The 19,132-nt window shown below is 28.7% G+C and carries 10 protein-coding genes and 1 pseudogene; 3 read left to right on the plus strand and 8 right to left on the minus strand.

From position 1 onward, the window contains the following. Positions 1-202 precede the first annotated feature (202 nt). Positions 203-1,555 carry a helix-hairpin-helix domain-containing protein gene (locus tag RGRSB_RS03985; protein WP_119259942.1) on the minus strand — a complete coding sequence of 451 codons (1,353 nt, stop codon included), beginning with the start codon at positions 1,553-1,555 and terminating at the stop codon, positions 203-205. A 57-nt stretch (positions 1,556-1,612) separates the two neighbouring features. Here RGRSB_RS03985 and RGRSB_RS10490 point away from each other — a divergent pair, with 57 nt between their 5' ends. After that, positions 1,613-1,780 carry a glycosyltransferase family 2 protein gene (locus RGRSB_RS10490; protein WP_232014576.1) on the plus strand — a complete coding sequence of 56 codons (168 nt, stop codon included), beginning with the start codon at positions 1,613-1,615 and terminating at the stop codon, positions 1,778-1,780. A gap of 66 nt (positions 1,781-1,846) precedes the next feature. Continuing rightward, positions 1,847-1,981, plus strand: coding sequence for a glycosyltransferase family protein (locus RGRSB_RS10495; RefSeq protein WP_232014603.1), 135 nt, complete (start codon positions 1,847-1,849; stop codon positions 1,979-1,981). Positions 1,982-3,562: 1,581 nt separating this feature from the next. Here the strand turns inward: RGRSB_RS10495 and RGRSB_RS11065 are convergent. From RGRSB_RS11065 to RGRSB_RS04010, 5 genes and pseudogenes are all read right to left on the minus strand, one after another. After that, positions 3,563-3,715: pseudogene (locus RGRSB_RS11065) on the minus strand (transposase); the annotation flags it as partial. 2,072 nt (positions 3,716-5,787) lie between these two features. Next, positions 5,788-6,126 (minus strand): hypothetical protein, encoded by a 339-nt coding sequence (locus tag RGRSB_RS04005; protein ID WP_119259944.1) that lies wholly within the window; start codon positions 6,124-6,126, stop codon positions 5,788-5,790. Between the two features lie 1,579 nt (positions 6,127-7,705). After that, entirely contained in the window at positions 7,706-7,870 is a 165-nt protein-coding gene (locus tag RGRSB_RS10035; RefSeq protein ID WP_172582029.1) for a hypothetical protein, read from the minus strand. Positions 7,871-8,103: 233 nt separating this feature from the next. Beyond that, the gene (locus tag RGRSB_RS10040; RefSeq protein ID WP_172582030.1) at positions 8,104-8,280 is read right to left on the minus strand and encodes a hypothetical protein; all 177 of its coding nucleotides are present in this window, start codon (positions 8,278-8,280) and stop codon (positions 8,104-8,106) included. A 314-nt stretch (positions 8,281-8,594) separates the two neighbouring features. Continuing rightward, complete coding sequence (locus tag RGRSB_RS04010) at positions 8,595-9,899, minus strand: ABC transporter substrate-binding protein (protein WP_119259945.1); 1,305 nt, start codon at positions 9,897-9,899, stop codon at positions 8,595-8,597. A 1,993-nt stretch (positions 9,900-11,892) separates the two neighbouring features. On the opposite strand from RGRSB_RS04010, the gene RGRSB_RS04015 reads away from it, so the two are divergent. Continuing rightward, positions 11,893-12,459, plus strand: a complete 567-nt coding sequence (locus RGRSB_RS04015; RefSeq protein WP_119259946.1) for a hypothetical protein — start codon at positions 11,893-11,895, stop codon at positions 12,457-12,459. Positions 12,460-13,133: 674 nt separating this feature from the next. Here RGRSB_RS04015 and RGRSB_RS04020 read toward each other — a convergent pair. Together RGRSB_RS04020 and RGRSB_RS04025 are read right to left on the minus strand one after the other, a co-directional pair. Beyond that, positions 13,134-14,474: a GTP-binding protein gene (locus tag RGRSB_RS04020; protein ID WP_119259947.1), complete on the minus strand. Its 1,341-nt coding sequence runs from the start codon at positions 14,472-14,474 to the stop codon at positions 13,134-13,136. Between the two features lie 1,562 nt (positions 14,475-16,036). After that, complete coding sequence (locus RGRSB_RS04025) at positions 16,037-16,930, minus strand: hypothetical protein (RefSeq protein WP_119259948.1); 894 nt, start codon at positions 16,928-16,930, stop codon at positions 16,037-16,039. Between the last annotated feature and the right edge of the window lie 2,202 nt (positions 16,931-19,132).

A 19,132-nucleotide genomic window follows, 5' to 3' on the forward strand; every position in this document is an offset into this window, starting at 1 on the left:
ATAGTCACGACGCATTTAATACACTAAACTAAAAAATAATAAAAGACTAGATTATTATTCTACAAAAACAAAGTCCACCTCCGTCAACTCAGTCAATAGGTTGTGTAGACAACTTTTATTTATATGTCCCAACTTTTCAGGATTTAAGTCTATGAAGTGTAATGCATAATGGTTTAGCATAACTGAAACTGCAAAATTTAATTTACTTAGCTACAGACATTAAAGGGCTAGTGTAAACAAAAAAGTCAGCACTCTCAAGAGAGGAGATTGCCCTAAATTCATTTTGTACCCAATAATTTTGACCGAAACGAACAAACTTTTGTTGACTTCCAATACCAATAATGGCAATAACGGGAATTTTAGCTTTTGTTTTATCCCTAGAATTTTCTTGAAGAATTCTTTTTAAATTCTGTTGATAATTTTGATTAACTGCTTGTTGAATAGTTAATTTAACTATTAGTATCTTTACGTTTTCTATAATTTCTCCATTTTCAATAATTAGTTGAACTTTATCATCTCGATGGTCAACTCTACCCCAAATAATCAGATGGTTATCTTCAACTAATAATTCTTTAATTTGTTCATAAGCTTCAGAAAAAACTACCCCTTCTGATTGTCCAGAAATATCCTCTAATGTTATAAATGCCATTTCTTTTCCAGTTTTAGTTACTATTTTTTTGACCTCATTAACCATTACAACAGCACTAACTTTAGATTTAGATCTTTGATTCTCTAATTCACTCAAATTAATAGGGGATAAAACTTTAGCTGCTTCTTTAACTGATTTCAAAGGATGCTCAGAAACATAAAAACCTAAATATTCTTTTTCTAACTTAAGTTTTTCAGGTAGAGGAAAATCAGCTATAGAGGGGGAACTTGGTTCCTGATCAAATTTAGACTGATTGTTGGCATTATTCTGGATACCATTGCTTACCATATCAAAGATATTTAATTGACCAGTTTCTTTCTCTTTAGCTCGTTTTTGTGCCCAAGAAATAATCAAGTCAAGATCATTTATTAATTGATTTCGGTTAGCTTTAACTTTGTCAAATGCTCCACAATAAATTAAAGTTTCTAAGGATCGTCTGTTGACTACTCGTAAGTCAACACGACAGCAAAAATCAGCCAGAGATTGAAAATTTTCTCCTTTCTCCCTAGCTTTTAATATGTTATCAATAGTTCCTTCTCCCAAATTCTTAACCGCAGATAACCCAAACAAAATCTTATCCCCAATGGGAGTAAAATCTTTTTGGGAACGGTTAATATCAGGAGGATCAACATGAATTCCCATCTTTTGAGAATTTTCTCGGTACTTTTCTACCTTATCTTGATTATCACTGCTAGCTGTCAATAAAGCCGTCATGTATTCAACAGGATAATTTGCTTTTAAGTAAGCAGTTTGATAGGTAATATAAGCATAAGCAGTGGAGTGAGATTTATTAAAGCAGTTAGACGCAACTGCGCCATTGGCTAATATAAAATTATGATCTTGAACAACTCCAATATCGTAGACTGGTTGTTTTCCTAAAGACTTACAACTAATAATTTTAGCCATGTTATGTTAACCAATAATACCTTAAAAAAATATCAGAACTTCTCTAAACAAATATGTTTGGCTATAGCCATCATTAATTATCGTACCTCCAATTTAGTCATTGACTGTTTGCTTTCACTTGAAGAGCAAATAGATATTAACGAACATTGCGCCATGTTGGCAGATAATGTTTCTGGGGGTGATTCGGTTCTTATGTTAAAACAGAGTATTCTTGATAATCAATAGAATTCTTGGGTTAAACTGATTAATTCTCCTATCAATGGGAGAATTTCAGCGGTAAACAACGCTGGGATTAAAGCTGTCACTGTCGATGCTTATCTCTTACTTAATAGCGATACTATTATTAAGCCAGGGATGATATTATCTCTCTTAGAAGCTTCCGATAACAATCCTGAAGCTGGATTAATTAGTACTCGGTTAGAATGACTAAACACAAGTCCCAAAATCGACTGTTTTCGTTTGTTATAATTTATTTATCAGTGAATTGATCAAAGCTGCAAGGACTGGACTAATTGCAAAATTTATAATTTTCTACAATGTGCCAATGAACCTCAATAAACTAGTTTTGCCTGTGTTCTATTCGTCGGCAAGTTATTAAACAAGTTAGTTTAATAGATAAATGCTATTCCATGTACTTTGATGATATCGATTACTGTCGCTGTGCTAGAGGTAAAAGTCGGAAAATCTTTCACTAGACTGAGGCGAGAGTCGTTCATTTACGAGAAGGAAGTAGTTCGGCTAAATCTGATATAGTAGCTCGCAAACAAACGCCTACACCCTTATTTTATGCTTCTCGTTCTTACTATTCTACTAAATTCTATGGAAGAACAAGACTGTGATTTTCTAATCTGTTCTGGTTAGTAGGATGTAGTGTCTTTTTAATAAGAGAACTAGTAAGTAATTCCTCTGGTGTTGTTTGTGAATATACAGCACAAGATATTTGTATAAATTGGCGTGATCCTTTGAAGCCTCTGATTCTACCTAAAAATAATCTTAGAAATTGTCTGGTTTTATTATTATTGGTGGTATGAAATGCACTACTAGTTCTATTCATGAATAATTAGCTATACAATCAGAGATCTTTATGACTAAACTTAAAAAGCCTAATTTTTTTAGTGATAAAAATCAATCTGTTCAGGGGCTAGACTGGTATTTATCTGACGTTAATAAAACCTTTGATAACAACATATCTAGTGAATCTAGCACCCATTACACTTAACTCTCCACCTATCCTCACACTATTGAACGGTTATAAAAATATGTTCCCTATGCTAGTCCCATATATGTGATGCGTTATCCCATTGATCAGTTAATCTCTCAACACATTCATGAATGCAGTCAACAAGTTGTTTAAGTTAATTTCAATGAAGTGATTTACCAACACCTAGAATTGATTACATGTGCTCTCTATACAAAGCAACTTATCCCCTATTTTTTAACTTTTGAAAGCGATAAAGTTCTCCTGGTATTTTTCGAAGCAATGTTACCTAATTATCAAAAATAGTTAGAGATAATTTATGTTTTTATTAGTTACTCAAAAAAACTAAAGTAGGATAAAAAAATAAATACTAGTAATATTTCTAGTCAACAACCGATCATTAAGAATAGGATAATTAAGAGTAAGTAACTAGACATGTTAGCAAAATCTCTTGGACTTCAGGAGCTAAGACGTTAGTTTATTACTAAAGGTTTTTGGACTTTGGTAATAAATCTATATATAATTAAGAAAAAAACAGAATTGACAAAAGAAAATATAGAAAACCTTCAAAAAATCTTTGACCAATATTTAGATATTTTAGGGTCTTTATTCAAGAAAAGATTATGTTGTTTTAATTTCAAAAACATCGCTGAACTTAGTTCAATTAATCAGGTCAAATCCGTGGCAAAGTAGTAGAGAAAATCATAATTAACAGGGAAATTTAGCAAAACCCACAAGCTAGCTTTTCTACTCAAAGTGTAGTGAATCGATAGGGAGGGTACAGGTCTAATAAAACTTGTCTTTTAAGATTATAAAGGTTGATTAGACTGTAAGCATATCTTTATGATCAACTTAATTTTCTGATTGAACTCCTTTACAATTCCTTGGGAGGCTCTATTGTCGAAATAAGCTATAATTTCGTCTATATATCTACTCATTGTCTTATGACTCCTTGGAAAATATTGATAATCAGTTTCTGTCTACTCTAGGAATTTTTCGAAACCCTCATCACTTGTTGTCTGAATCGAGGAGCTAGTGCTTTTTGCTCAAAAAATATCCTATAAATTTCATAATTTATTATTGATCTTAATGCAAATTTATTGAATTAGGCTTAATAATAACAAAAGATAAATTTTAGTTTTACTTTCTTAAAAAGACTTATTTTGAACAACAAATAGTTAATAAATATATAAGTATATTCACAACAGAAATAATTAACATGGAGATTGTAAGAAGGTGTATCATTAGAGTTTTTAGTAAAATTTAATCTTTTTAAAAATCATAGAATGTATGTGAAACAATTTCCTAATACTCTAATTTTATTAAAGTTAATAGTAAAACTTAAATATATCTTCTACAAGAAGACATTTATTTAGCTCCTAATAATAAATTATTAGGAGCTAAGTTCTCTACGTTTCTGCGAAAATAACCTATAGAAAATGAGAATAAAAATTTAATCAACACTTTTTTATAGAAGTTACTTCTTAAAGTTAAAGTCTCAGTTACTAATGAATTTATACAACGTGATTGCATTTTATTTTAGATCTTAATATTTAAGACTTATCAGGCTACAAACTTACTTTTTAGACTCAGTTTTAGTTATTAACATACTATCTTCTATATCTATTAATATAGAAGATAGAACTGCTATTTTATAGAAAGTTATTCAACTCAGTATAAATAAAATAATTAACTATTAACAAATATTACTTTTTAAAAAATCTATAATTTTACAAAAGTATTAACGGTATTATTGTAATTACAATAGGTTATTTTAAAACAATTTTTAACCACATTTTTATATTTAAATTGATGTGAAAACAATAAAAGCACAAACACAAAAATTTTTTCTCAAGTAATCAGATAATTAACTTCTTTTATTGATAATGTTTATGATGCAGGACCAGTAGTTCATACATATATATTGTGTATATTGCAGATAAAAAAATAAGTTTTTCCCTTAAATTTTGATTTAATTGTTTAAACCCTAACAATAAAACTCAACAGTTTATCAGTATTGGCATTGATGGTGTTTTTTATATAATTCTAGAATTTCTTTTGAAGCTAGATAAATTTTTTATTTAAAAGATGTTTTCTAAGAAGGTATGAAATATCAAGATAAAAGCTAAGCAGTTAAAATTTAGATTTTAAGCTAAATTTTAACTGCTAGTATTTTTTTATTTTATAGAAAGTCAATGATTAAGTTTAATATATTATTTTCTGTATCATTCTGATATCATCTTAATGAATTTTGAGTTTTAGCTTTATTTATACCAAAAGTGAACACTAAATAATTTTGTATTAACTAAATTAAAATAGAAAGTATACTAAAGTATTTAAAAAAAATTAACTCTCATTGAAAATGAAGCTCTACTAAATAAAATCTTAGAAACTAAACAAAAACCTAATAAATCAAATCTTAAATCAGTTTAGGATCTTTAAGAAAGTTATGTTGTTTACAGTCTGGTAAAACCTTATAAAACAACTCTGACTTTAGATCACTTGTCAAATAAAAAAAGAATACAAGCAAGCATAAATTGATCCTTAACGACTCCTAATAGTTATCAATTAGTAGAAGAAAATAATGATATAACATTATGACACAGGAATATTAGAATGTGATCTAAGAAGTTAAGTTTTATAGACTTTTTTTTAATGTAACTGGTGTAAATGTAGCTATGGTCCGTCACTTTAGCATAGCAACAAAAGTAAAACGAGATTTACTATAAATCTCCAAATAATTAAAAAAATACTACTCTAATCGGATTAATAGCTACTAGAATACCCCTCTTGTTGTTTACTTCTGAAAAGAAAACAAGTAAAGAAATTTTTAAAACTCATATTAAAGAAAGTTTTAATCCCATAATTACTTGCTGGGGCTTATGTTATTGTGAATAATTTGCTGGTCTACAAAGCTAAAGCTGTAATGACTTTAAAAGCCACTTCATCAAAAAAAATGGATTGAAACTTGCCACTTATGGAGAGGACGTAAAAGTCTTTAATATTAGTATTAAAAAGCAGTCCTCTGTCAATATCAATCTTCATCGAGTGCCGGAAAAGCTTCCTCAATTTTCCATAAATTTTCTTTATTTTCAATAACCCAACTACGAGTTTCTGGGGTCAACTGCTCCCAAACAACATCAATCGCAATATGGGGAGATGCATACTGGTATTTTTGTCCAAATTTCTTTAAATTATCAGCAACATTGTCAGAAATACCAAAGTAAGACCAGTCAACTTCGAGTTTCATCCCAGAGACACCACCCGTTGGATCAAAAATTAATTGCGCCGTTCTCACTAAATCGGCAAAATGTCTGGGCTCGAGTCCGGTGATTTCCTGAATTTTTTTTGCTTGGCTATTAGTTTGTTTCATAGGGTTGTATTCCTATACAGTTATATATCTATTTATACCTATTAAGGGTACAAAAATCAACCCCTCTTGCTCAATTATCTTTGATGTAGATGTTTTGGTATCAATTCAAAATAATTATAATTTAGTTGACATTAACGGTTTCCATGATCACATAGTGTAACGGAATTGATTAAGTTAAGTTGAGTAGTTAATAAAGATCTTCTTATCATAAACATTGTTATCTTCATTTATAATTTTATTTTTAATACTTACTGTTTGCGTTAGCTACACTGGAATCTTATATACGAGAAAATGTAGTTACTTATGTTAGATTTTTAAATCTAAAAAATAAGTAAATCCTCGGAAAAGTTCACAGAAATTAATACTTTATCTCTACTTATCCAAGTAGAAGCCGGTAAAACCGCAAGTCAAAAGATTAATACCTTATAAAACTGCTAATCTATAAACTTAAGTTTTGCAAAGAGATTTCTATAAAATCTTTAAGTAAGTCAATGGACTCCTTTCCCACTATAATAGCAATCTGAAGAAAAGAAAAGTTCTTAAATCTTAGAGACTATATTGATATTTTCTGTCAAATAAAACACCGACTAAACACAATAAAAAATTATGGACTTACTATTATAATTAGTCAAGAAACTAAGCAAGTTCAAAAATTTTGAATACTTAGTCAAAAACAGTATGTAAAGTCTATGTGTGTTCTAGAACAGAGGTTAATTCTAAGAAAAAAAAAGTAAGTATAGCAGTAGAACTAAAACCTAAAATGTTTTACTCTTCTTTATTCGATAGTATTCTGTTGCCTTTATCTCAAATATAAAATTTTAGTTAACGCCCTAAATCCTATACAATAAGCTAGGGGACAATTATATAAAGTAATTGATTGTTAATATTACCTATTAAGTTAATTTTTAAAAATTAATTTTAAAGTTATTTTTCTAGCCATACTATCTCTTCTTTCTCTAACCTATTATCCAGAAAATAAATTATATTTTTCGTATTAATACTGATTCTATATTGATTAAATATTTTATAAATAAAAATTTCTAGAATATCTTTAAAAAATTCTTTATTTTGATACTATTTAAATTTTATAAATTTTCTTATATTTCGAAAATATTTTCTTTTTTATTTAGATAATTTTACCTAGAAACTTATTAAGTAAAGTAGATTAATCTACTTTACTTAATAAGTTAACAATAACAAATTTATTGTATAATAATACACATGCAATTGCTAGAAAAATTAGAACTTAATCTGATATTAAAGATCAATATTATAAGTGTTTTATAGCAATCTAAAATTATGTTCTTAAATAAATAGTTATTTTTGATTTTTTAAAAAAAATTAGTACTAGATAAACTTAAACATATATTTAGTAATATTTCTGAATATGTCAATTCAACCTTATGTTCTTGACCAATACCTGATACAGGAGCTTTGATAGGAAAATAGTCCATATTTTGTCTGTATAAATTAATTTTTTCTAAAGCTTATTTTATATTTTGATAGCAATTCTATACTATAACTTCTGTTAATGTAGTTAACCCTATTTTTAGAGGGAGTTTAATATTAACTTGGTTGTTCAATTTAACACTACTTTTTTTTTTGGTAAATCAGCTTGGATAATTCCTGTCAATAGATGAATAAAAGTAGCTCTTAAAGTGTATAAATTGGATGCAGTAACTGCTTTTTTAAAAAAATATTCTAAGGCAGTAGAACCACTAATTACCACAATAGTTAAAGTCAATTTAGTGATACTATTTTAGTTCTGAACTGCTGCAAAATCAATTAAATAAATTTGTTTATATTCTCCTAAGATTGGCTTACTAGGTTTTATATCTAGATGTAAAACAGGGGATTTAGCCCATGAAGATAAATGAGTATTTTGAGAGTTTCAGTCGCAACAAATCGAATCCTTCTTTCTGAAAATATTTCTTCTTGGTCCAAAATTTATTGTCAAGATACCCCTGGAATAGAGTTTTATACCAAGGTAAACCCAAAAATGTCATGATCGTCTTCTGGAGCAATCTCAAAATAGTTTCGATAGCGAGGAATACAAGGATGATTTAGAGTTTGTAGAACTTGGGATTTTTTTTCAAAAAGTTTAAATTGCTCTCTCTGCATGTGGGGACTAAAAGCCAACATTTTTAATGTCACTTTTTAATAAAATTTTAGACGAAATAGAAAACTGACAAAATTCAGCTATTTTAACTCTAATAAATTGGGCTAACTTGTCGAAACATCTTTAATTAGCTATTCTAAATCATGAGCTAACCAAGTTTGATGTACAACAGCAGGTTGCCTCAACTGGATTTATAATTGGCAACGTTTTAAGAGAAAATCTCCAAATTCAAACATGATCTTTATCAAAACAAATTGATAATCAATTATTTTATTTACTGCTAAAACCTTCTCTTAAAAAGGAAAAAAAAGAAAATAACTATTTATCAATCCCTTTTGGAGAAACAGATTTACCTATTGTTCATTGTTGAAGCAACATTATTCCAAGTATCTGCCGCATCTTGAACCGCTTGCTCAACAGTTTTTTCTTTAAGCATGGCAGCCTGTAAATTCTCGTAAATGATCTGTTGTAGCTTATTAATATTTTTCATCGATGGAATCAAAACTTCAGCATCTTCAAGCTGCATTGCACTAACTTTACGGGCTTGAGTCATGAGATTTGTAGACTCAGACTGTTGTTTCAAGTCTTCTATGTACAGTTTGACACCCTCTACCGTCGAAGGAAAAACATTCGCTTGTTTGGCAAACCTCAGTTGATTTTCTGTATTCGTAACAAAAAGAGCAAATTTTACTCCATCGTCTGGTTTATTAGTATCACGGGGAATAATTAAATTCATTACTGCCACATTTTTTTTACCTGTTTTTCCTGTAATTTGGGAAGCAGCAGCCGAAACTTTGGCAATATTAGGAGCATTGTTTTCGAGACTAGTTAGAGATTCGGCCCCGGAGGAAAGTAAAGCTGTTTGTCCTGACTGATATAAATCAATCGCATGGCGATGTCCTTGGGTTAAAACTTCAGGAGGTAACAAGTCATTTTGATACAAATCAACCCAATAACTAAACGCTGCAACACCTTCAGGGGTATTAAAAGCAGCTCTTCTCTGCTTGTCCACTAGCTGAACTCCCATTTGTACTAAAGATTCCAAAACTTCCCCAGAATCTCCAGGGACAAAAGTAACAAACATAGCATATTTGCCCGTTTCGTTGTGGAATATTTTTGCAAATTCGGCCAACTCGGCAAAGGTTTTTGGAGGAATTGTAAGATTAGCTTGAGAGAGTAATTCTTGATTATAAAGAGTAATACGAGTAGTTAAGTACCAAGGAATGCCAAAACTAACATCGCCGAGCGTGCTTGCTTGCCAAATTTTCGGTAAATATTGTTGTTGAATCTCCGGAGGAACGTGAGATTTTAAATTTAACCAAGCGTTATGACTAGCTAGTTGAGAAGCAAAATTAGGGTTGAGGTTAACCACATCGGGGGCAGTTTTAGCAGACACTGTTGTTAGAATTTTGCTTTTCATAGCTTCCCAAGGTACATCTATCCAACGGACACTTATCTCTGGATTCTTTTTTTCAAAGGAATTGATAATCTCCGTGAAATAAGGAGTAAATTTAGGTTGAAGCTGCATTGTCCAAAATTCTAATTCTTGATTAGATGCTGTCGGAACTCCAGGGTTGCAACTAATGAGCCAGCTTACAACGAATCCCAACAAACACCAGAGAACAAATGGTCTAGGTTTTACAAATCTATGCATTATTTGCCAATGGAAAATAGAAGAAATATTTTTAAGTTTAAGACTAATGGAGTTCTATTTATAGAAGATTTACGATCTCTCTTAGAGAAACTGAAATCCTTGAAAAATTTAAGCTAAATCATATTAAATGCTCAGAAAGTTTGTCTAAAGTCTTTACCAACCAATTCTACAATGATTTAGGTGTAGTAGCTTCTAGAAGGATTTATGTTAGATCGTCTTAAGTCCTTATTGAAAATATTTTTAAGGCTTCTGTTTATAAATTACTCTTGAAAGGTTAAACTTGGTACAACTGTCTAAACACAAGTAAGCCTATTAAGTTTTCTAAACTTTGTAGTGCAGAAATTACTTCAAATATCTTTGAAAAGAGCACAATATCTAACTATGTTTTCTGAAAGCTTTTCAAAAAAAATTATATATTCTTACTTCTAAAATTTTTCTTTTACTTCTTAAAAAATTCCAGAACACTTATCTCTTTTAAAGAATTCATATGGAAATTGTTTTTACGATCATATTTCTTAAAAGCTTAACCAAAACTTTAATTTTTTTAAATCATCTTGTTTTTGTGTATTACGATAGTATTTATACTTCTTTTTGAAGAAAATTCTGAAGTTAATAGTAATTTTAATAGTTCTTATTTTTCTAAATGTGTTAACTAATTTTTTAGACTTGCTCACATCTATAGATCGCTTTTTTATAATTGCTTTGTTACTTTTTAATTTTTTAAGATTACTTACTTAGAATTTTAAAATTAAAAATTAAATCCATTAAAAAAGAAGTTTATAGATTAACTAACTTTGACATGCTTAAAATTAGAGGTTTATTAACCTAGTATTTTTCTTACTAATTTATAATACTTAATCCTGGATAGTCTCTCTTATTTATGTTTAAAATATTAGGTTTATAATAAACAGTTTTAACAATAATCACAATCTTATTTTTTTGTTTTCTTGTTTCTGATTTTTAATTTTTTTAAAAATTATTTATCATCAATAATTCTTTATTTATGTTATTTATTTACTGTTAGTTTTATGTTTTTTGAAGACACCTTCAAAGGAGTAAAAAAGATATATTATTTTCTATATAAACAGTATAACTAAAGACACTATTAATGATAATAATGTAAACATATATTCCTTTTTAAGAAATGCAAAAAATTAACTCTAATAAAGAGAATAAAAATTCTATAAATTTTGCATTTACTTATTATTTTAAATACTTAAATTAAACCTTAGTCAAATATATCGTCTGACTTTAACTTTAAATTAACTTTCTACTGCTAAGATATTTTCCACATCGTCAAATTTAACAAATTACTAATTTTAAAATATAGATAATCGGTAAAATATTATGATTTATAACAATAATTTACTCCCCCTTAATTAGCTGTATAAAGATTAAAAACTTAACGAAATAAAATAAAACACAAATTCAACACTCTATATTTATCTATATAATGAAATTACCTTGGTCAAAATAGATAAAATCTATTTCCAGTTAAAGAAAGTATTTAGTAAAAGTAAATAAAAATAATTCACTCTTTCTAAGAAAAGTTGTTCTTTAGAAGATATATCAGGAAGAATTCAACTACTAACGTACTCCGATTTAGATATCTCTACTAAGAGAGAGTAGTTGAACAACTTCTATGACTATGATTCAATTCTACTTATTGGAGAATTTCTGCAGTTTGAAAAGCTTTCACTAAAGGAGTGGTTAGAATTACGCAAAAACACACCTTAATAACTTTGAGACATTTAGTAACCCTAATAGTTGTTTCTTATTTTGTTGGGGTCAAGGAACGAGCTGTATAATTCAATATATTTTGTGTGTTCTCTGGTAATTCTATAGTCGTGTCATAAGAGTGATTTAAAAGTGTATACCAAGTAGGAAGGTAAAATTAATTGCCTATCATAAATTAACTTGATTTTCTTTAGTATCTATGTTTAAGATCCAAGGTGATTTATGAATTTCATCGGTAATTATGGTTTGAACTTCAATGATAACGTTACCTAAACGCCTACGGACTTTGACTACTATTGCTCTGATTCCCATGAGTTTATTGACTCCAAAAATTTCCTCTCTACCCGTCGTTGCTGGGGATGCAGATTGGAATCAATTCGATGTATGTATAACTGAAATTGCCCAATATGGGGTCGAACAAGATAAAGCTACATTAGCCTGTTCCGATGCACTGATTCCTAAAGAGTTATCTCAATGTGTAACTATGATTTACAGAGCTACTCCTATTGAGGGGAATGATGCCCTTAGTGCTTGTTATCAGGTGAGGCGACCTATTGATTTAGGTCACTGTGTGGCTGATATTTATAATGCAAGTTCTAATCTCTCTTCAACATTTACTGAAAACTGGTCAACTACTTTAAAAGAATCTTCTTTATTAACCCTTTTGACTTCCTGTCGAGCAAGTTTGCGTCCAGGGCACTATTCAGAATGTGTCATTGCAGTCAACCGAAATTTTCCTAAAATAACTCTCATTAAAGCATTAAATAAATGTCTTGTGGCTGAAGATTTTCCTCGTACTTTATTTCCTGTTGACGAGCCATAAAATAAGTCATCTATTAATAGTCTCCCGCGAAATCATGATCGTGATTTTGCGGGATATTTTAGAACAATCTTACAAGCAACAATAGAGAAAAAGAGAGAATTTTACTTATACCAAATATTTATACACCCAATATATTTATTTCAGCTGATAATTTTATAAATTGCAGTGAGATTCTTGATTATCATTGTAGATAGTTAATAAGTGACCTAGTCTTTTGATTATCTATCATATAAAGCTCAATAATATTGTAAAGAAAAATTATTGCAATTTAAATATAAGAAATAAAAACGATATCTTTTACTTGAAGATGTAACTGGACTTATCTTCTGAACTCAAGATGCTTCAGTAAAATTATTGAAACAATATGTATTGGTAAAATCATCGGTTGCAACTAGTTTAAAAGAACTAATTTCATAAACTCGAAAACGTAACGATATTTAAATTGAGGAAAGTCACTATTGACTAGAAAGTTTATTTTGACTGTTTTATCGGTAGTGAATTAATAGAATGAATAGTGAAAATCTTGTTAATTTCATCACAACAATATGTGCGATCAGAAAAAAGGGTTATTGATAAATAAATTAATTCATCATGTTTATAATGAGTATCTATTCAAAAATAAGTTTTCATATTATTACTTTTACTATGATGAAAAAATATTTAATTTTAAATTTCTACAATTTTTCTCGTAAACGATAGATAAGAGTATGAGTATCAACTTCATTAATAATATTTTGGATAATAGTACTTGGACCGACCGGACTCCAACTACAGCCTTTCTCTAAATATTCTTGAGCCGCTTTCCCAACAATGTAAGCATAATATCCAGCAATTCCTCCCTGCATCGTAGCGGCACTTCCATACGTCATTAATGCGGTTGGACTTTCAAAAAAACTAACTGCAGCTAATGTACTTTTTCCAATTCCTAAAATAAATAACGTGGTTAGTTCTCCTAATAATAATCCTCCTGAACTAATAAGAATTTTTTTCCAAAGTTTTCCTGCCTCATAACTGGTAATAGGCAATCCATACAATTTAGCTAAAGATCTAATTAAAGCCAAATCAGTTATCGCTCCTCCAATGATATCTAAAAAGACAATGGGATTAATTGCAACAGCTAGGGCTTTATATCTAGTAAAATTCCAAATAATAGTCTCTGCTTCTTTTTTACGAATTTCTAGAGTTTTTTTTGCAATATTCTCTTCTGCTTCTTTTGCTTGTATTAAGACATTTAAAGATAATAATGATCTCCCTTCTTGATTCAGAACAGTTAATATTTTTTGGCGTAACTCCTCTACTTGAGGAGATGGCGTTTCCCATTCTTCTGTCACTTTACCATCAGGATATTTAACCTTTACAAGAATAGGTTGGGGTTCAGCCGCCACCCTAACAATCTCTTCAGGGGAAAGAATAGGATTTTGGTTGTTTGTTTTTATTGCTTTTAATTGTTGATAAATTTCTTGACAATCTTGGCAAGGATAAAGATCGATTTTATTGAACACTAAAATTAAGGGCTTTTGACTACGTTGCAGTTCCTCTAGTGCTTCACATTCGGTACGAGTAATATCTCCAGCCACCACAAATAGAATTAAGTCAGCTTGATAGGCTACTTCTCTAGCCATATTTGCCCTAGTTTCTCCTTCAATCTCATCTAGTCCAGGAGTATCAATAAATTCTACGTGAACTTTACCGCCAGGTGGTGTCCAGCGAACAGATTTTGGCCACTGAGTCACCCCATGCAAGGGACCTGTATCGAGGAGTGTTTGTCCAATCAAAGCATTAATCACAGCAGACTTACCGCGACTGACTAAACCAAAAGTCGCAATTCTAATGATATTTTGTTCAAGTTTATCTAAAGCTCCTTTGAGGATTTGTAAATCTTTACGGACAGCAGCTTGGAGTTCAGGATTAGGAGGATAATTCCAATGACGACGAAAACTCCCATACCAAGACAAGGTATGTTTAAGGCTAGCATGGGCTTGTTGAAGATGAATTTCCTGTCGAGAAGAAAGCATATAATTTGTACTACCTACTAATGGCAAGAATTTAGTCAAGTCATAGCAAATATCAATAATTTAAAAAATCAATAACTATTGTATAGAGAAAAGTTAGATGTTTACCAATTATATTATATATGCAATTTTGGAATGGATAAAACAATGACTACATGTTATGGTAACCCAAAATTGTCCAACAATGACCAAATACCTTAGGAAGTAAGGAGACTTTATTTTAGTTTAAATGTTCTAAAATAAAGTCGGAGGTAATTTCAGAAGTTAATTCTTTTTGGGTTTGACTTTAATTATCAATTAACTCCTTATATATCATTTATTTTCACTTAATAAAAAAATACAATGAACTAAGTAAGTGAGTCAGAATTGTCTTCTATTTACTGAATACCGATTTATTAATTACACATCATTATCTGAGTATCCGATGGTGATGTTTACTAAAATTAACTATTTGATTAAATCAAAAAAATATTTTTTTGCTTAGACTGATTTAAATTTTAATTTTCTTATCAGGATAAATACATAAAATTAAGCAAAACATGGTTCAATTTTTTTTAAAATTTTAAAATTCATACTTTTTTAAAAATACAAAATGGTTTTCTTTTTTCTATTTCTATTCCTAAGTTTTTAATCAATTGATTATTATGACATCTTGTTCCTAGTAATAGGATAAGTTATTAAAAATATTGTAAAATAATCACTTGATGAATATTAAGATTTAGTGATTGAATACTAAGTATAAAAATTTGAATTAGATTTAACCGTTGATTTCTTGGTAAAAATTTTGATAGCTATTTTCTGTTTTAATAATTTCTTATTTTTGATTTTAGTGATTACCTTATTTTTTAAAACAAACTATATCTAAGTTAATTTCTAAAATGTGTAACTTTTAGTCAAATATTTTTTATACTTGCGATATTAAATATAGTTACCATATTTCACTAAAAAATATAGAAAATTAAACTTAATGGCTTTTTAGATTTACATAATTATGGATCGTTTATAACCTTTTTATCTAGCGGTTACTCGGAACCAGGTTGGTCTATTCTTAGTGCAACATCACCTCCGAATGATGAGAATGGCAGAACGGGATACGATAGTGTTGCTTACATAAAATTAACTAAAAACAATCTAGTTATCGGAAAGATTGACAATGTAATAATAGATTTCCAAACCTATTTGCTTCTTTAGCTACTCTTGATGGCAGTGATTTCTCAGTATCACGCTATAAAAATCTTCTTATAAGTTGGGTATAATTGGTGGTTCAAGAGAATCAGAATCTTGATCCGAGAAGTCTAGCATTCTGTCAAACAGGGAAGTTCGTCTGTCATTGCAGACGGTAGACTTTGTAACTAGAACTTCAAAATTAGAAAATTAGATTGCGATATTGCTTATCAGATTTTTAATTACTATTTTTTGCTCAAAAATCAAAAAAAGAGCCAACGACTTTCCGTGTTTCGTCTTGGCTCTCTTTTTGGTTCGCTCCTCACACTGGTAGAAGTATATATGACTCACAGGGATTTATCACTTTTCTTAATAAAGATTTTCGATTTCTACGTCACAACTTACAATTGAGATCTTGGAAAGTTTCCCAAGTGACTGTACCACAGCCATTTTAATAAATGTTGACTTATAGCAATTAATCCTAATCGAGCTTGAGATAATTGGAGATTATTTTGAGCTAAATCTCCAAAAATTCGGCAATTACGTTCAAAATATAAAACAGATTTGCTTAACTGAGTTCCAAGCTTATTCCAGGTTACTGAAGGATTATTACTTGACCGATCAACGGTGATAACTATTTGATTAATGAGAGCTAAGGCGGCTCGATGGGTAAGCCGTAATTGATCAGTATCCCTTAGCCAAGGAATAGGATCGGGGGCTTTCCAAGGTAGTGTTAAGTCGCCCAAAGCCTTTGATTGAAAAGTAATTAACCCCTCTGTCTCCCCCAGACGTAATAAAGAACAACACCGCGCATGAGTATATTCAATAAGAAATAGATTATTAGTTTTTCCTAAAATTTTAGATAAGTTAGGTTGAAAAAATATATTTTGCCCTAACAATTGTAACCAAAGGACGAGAGTGTGATCGCTTACCTCAAAATCTAACCACCCTGGGTGAATGAGTTTCATTGTCAAGGTTAATTGAGAAAATTCCTTATCATCAAGATTTGATTGATTCTTTAACAAAGAAAATACCTGTTGTGCAACCTCAATAGGAGATAGAGACAGCTGACTTGACAATTGTAGGGCTATCGCACAACGATAAGTAATCCGAGTAAGATGAGATAAACGAGAGACAGCTAAAGTTTTTTGATGTAAATTAAATGAGGACTCCTTAAAGAGTCGTGAACTGATTAATAAGCGTGATAATTGTTTTTGTAATTGTTGTTGAATAGATAAATCTTTCAAAATAATCTTAAAATTGGCATTATCGGTATTTAACAGACAAATTTTCATAGTAAATACTTAAACCTAATAAAATAGACTTATTGTAAATGTTCTTGGCTTTAGTTAACAAATTGAAAAGAAGTTGCCTACTTGAGACATCCTTTTCTGTGACTATTTGGTCACAGTTTTAATAAATAAGCACTTTATATTGGGAATTATATTGGTTAATAATTGTCGATTTATTGATCAGTCTTTAATGTTATTTAAGTTGTCTTTAGGAATTAAGCAGTAGAGTGTTTTGCTCTATGTTAACCTTTCAAATTGACTACAATATTTTTACGCATTCCTTATACATAACAATTTTAAATTGAGTAGCTTATAATAACAGCAATAGGTCAATAAGCAAATTATGTATTCATTAATTATTAAACTAATCGCCTGATTGATATCTCGATAATTCTGGAGTTCTTAAATTTACAAAAGCCTTTTATTTGTCTATTATTCAAAAGTAAAAGCGGATAAAAAAACTAAGTCTAAGAGTTTTAACTTTATTTGTATAAAGTACCAATACATAAAGTATTTTCTCTAGGTTAGGTTAAGTTTGGTTTTTAGACTAGGTAACACATAGTAGGAGTACTGACCATAACATATATTTTATAGATTTTTTTGTGTAAGCAAATACTTAATTTTTGTATATTAACATCATTGTTTCATTCTAGTAATTGTTCTATGACATTAAGTAATTATGTCTCAAGTAAAGAAGATTTTTCTAATGCATGAATAAATATTTCATTTTTTTATTGTTTAATAATTTCTAAAAAAACGATTAAAAATATCCTATTAATTATTAAATTAATTAATTTTCTAATATAGATATTAGTTTTTATAACTTTAATATAAATATATATTCTATTTTTTAGCAAAATAATTATTGTTAGTTGCAGTATAAGCATTTATCTAATAGGATTATTACTCTATATAAAACAAAAAAGTACATGTTAATAACATGATATACAAGTTGTTTTTGTTAAATTAATTCCTCTTATTGAATTGTACTTTTTTCAAAAAAAATTAAATTATGTAGTTTTTTATGAACTGGTTATTGTCAACTAAAATAGTAGTATGCTGATTAACACTAGTATTTTAATTTATTTAACATTTAATTAAAAAAATACAATATCTTGATACTTATCATCTCTATATTTATCTAAAATAGCAAAATAATATTACTTTTTTTTATTATATAATTATTTTTTTTAACCTATAAAATGTTCTACAATAAAAGGCTTTTATTGTCAATAATCTTATCGAGTACAAGTAGATATTCTAAACAACTAATTAATTTAATGTTTAAAATAACTTTTTATCTCTAAAATAATTAACCGTGTATTTTAGTGTTTTTTAAGGATATACAAATAAATAAAATATATATTATCATACTTCTAGATTCAAATAATTTAAGTTAAGTTCATATTACTTATACTTGTATTTTTTTTGAGAACTTATTACCATTTTTATAAAAATTACTAGATAATATTTATACATAAATATTATCTAGTAATTTAATTATATTTTATTGAATACAATTATCTTTCTGCTAAATTAGCTTTTAAGCTATAAATTAGCAGGTAAAATAAATATTACTTTTTTTTATTATTTTAAGTTTAGTTTTAACTAAATTACTTGTATACACTGAGTTATTATTAAAACAATTACCGTATCTATCCCTTTGTTTATGCCGTACTCTAAACTTTATTTACCTCTTAATTTAAAACATTTTAGAGCTTTTAGTTTTTGGGAACATATATCATTTTTTATCTTCACTTTTATTTCTATAATTTTCCAGTTTTTTTATATTTAAAAATATGGAAAGTTATAGAAATTTGTTTAACTACTTTCTCCTTTGATAAGAGCTATTATAAAAATATTAGATATTCTTATTTTTAAGTTGTTTTTTTAGAGAATCAACCTAACAATTGTTATTTTTACTGAGTTTATAGTATGACTGTTAATCAGTAAAGTGCTAAGTAAATAAATTTGAAAATTAAAACCTAATGAAATTTTTAATTTTATTAGGTTTTTTTTAAATCAAATTCAAACTATCATTAATGCCTTCTACTATCTCTTGAGTTTTTATTTGGCAGAAAATAATAGATAAGTTTTCTAACACTTGCTAATCAATTTTAATTTGATTTGCTATTGATTGTTCCAAAACAAATATTCTATTTTTTTCTTTTAATCAGTATTTTTACAAAAAAACTAATAACATTT

Source organism: cyanobacterium endosymbiont of Rhopalodia gibberula (assembly GCF_003574135.1).
In the GTDB taxonomy this organism is placed as follows: Bacteria; Cyanobacteriota; Cyanobacteriia; order Cyanobacteriales; family Microcystaceae; genus Rippkaea.

Bases quoted from the DNA above. Each gene is read 5' to 3' on its own strand.
- RGRSB_RS04015 (WP_119259946.1), top strand. From the start codon at position 11,893: ATGATAACGTTACCTAAACGCCTACGGACTTTGACTACTATTGCTCTG.
- RGRSB_RS04010 (WP_119259945.1), bottom strand. From the start codon at position 9,899: ATGCATAGATTTGTAAAACCTAGACCATTTGTTCTCTGGTGTTTGTTG.
- RGRSB_RS04005 (WP_119259944.1), bottom strand. From the start codon at position 6,126: ATGAAACAAACTAATAGCCAAGCAAAAAAAATTCAGGAAATCACCGGA.
- RGRSB_RS04020 (WP_119259947.1), bottom strand. From the start codon at position 14,474: ATGCTTTCTTCTCGACAGGAAATTCATCTTCAACAAGCCCATGCTAGC.
- RGRSB_RS03985 (WP_119259942.1), bottom strand. From the start codon at position 1,555: ATGGCTAAAATTATTAGTTGTAAGTCTTTAGGAAAACAACCAGTCTAC.
- RGRSB_RS04025 (WP_119259948.1), bottom strand. From the start codon at position 16,930: ATGAAAATTTGTCTGTTAAATACCGATAATGCCAATTTTAAGATTATT.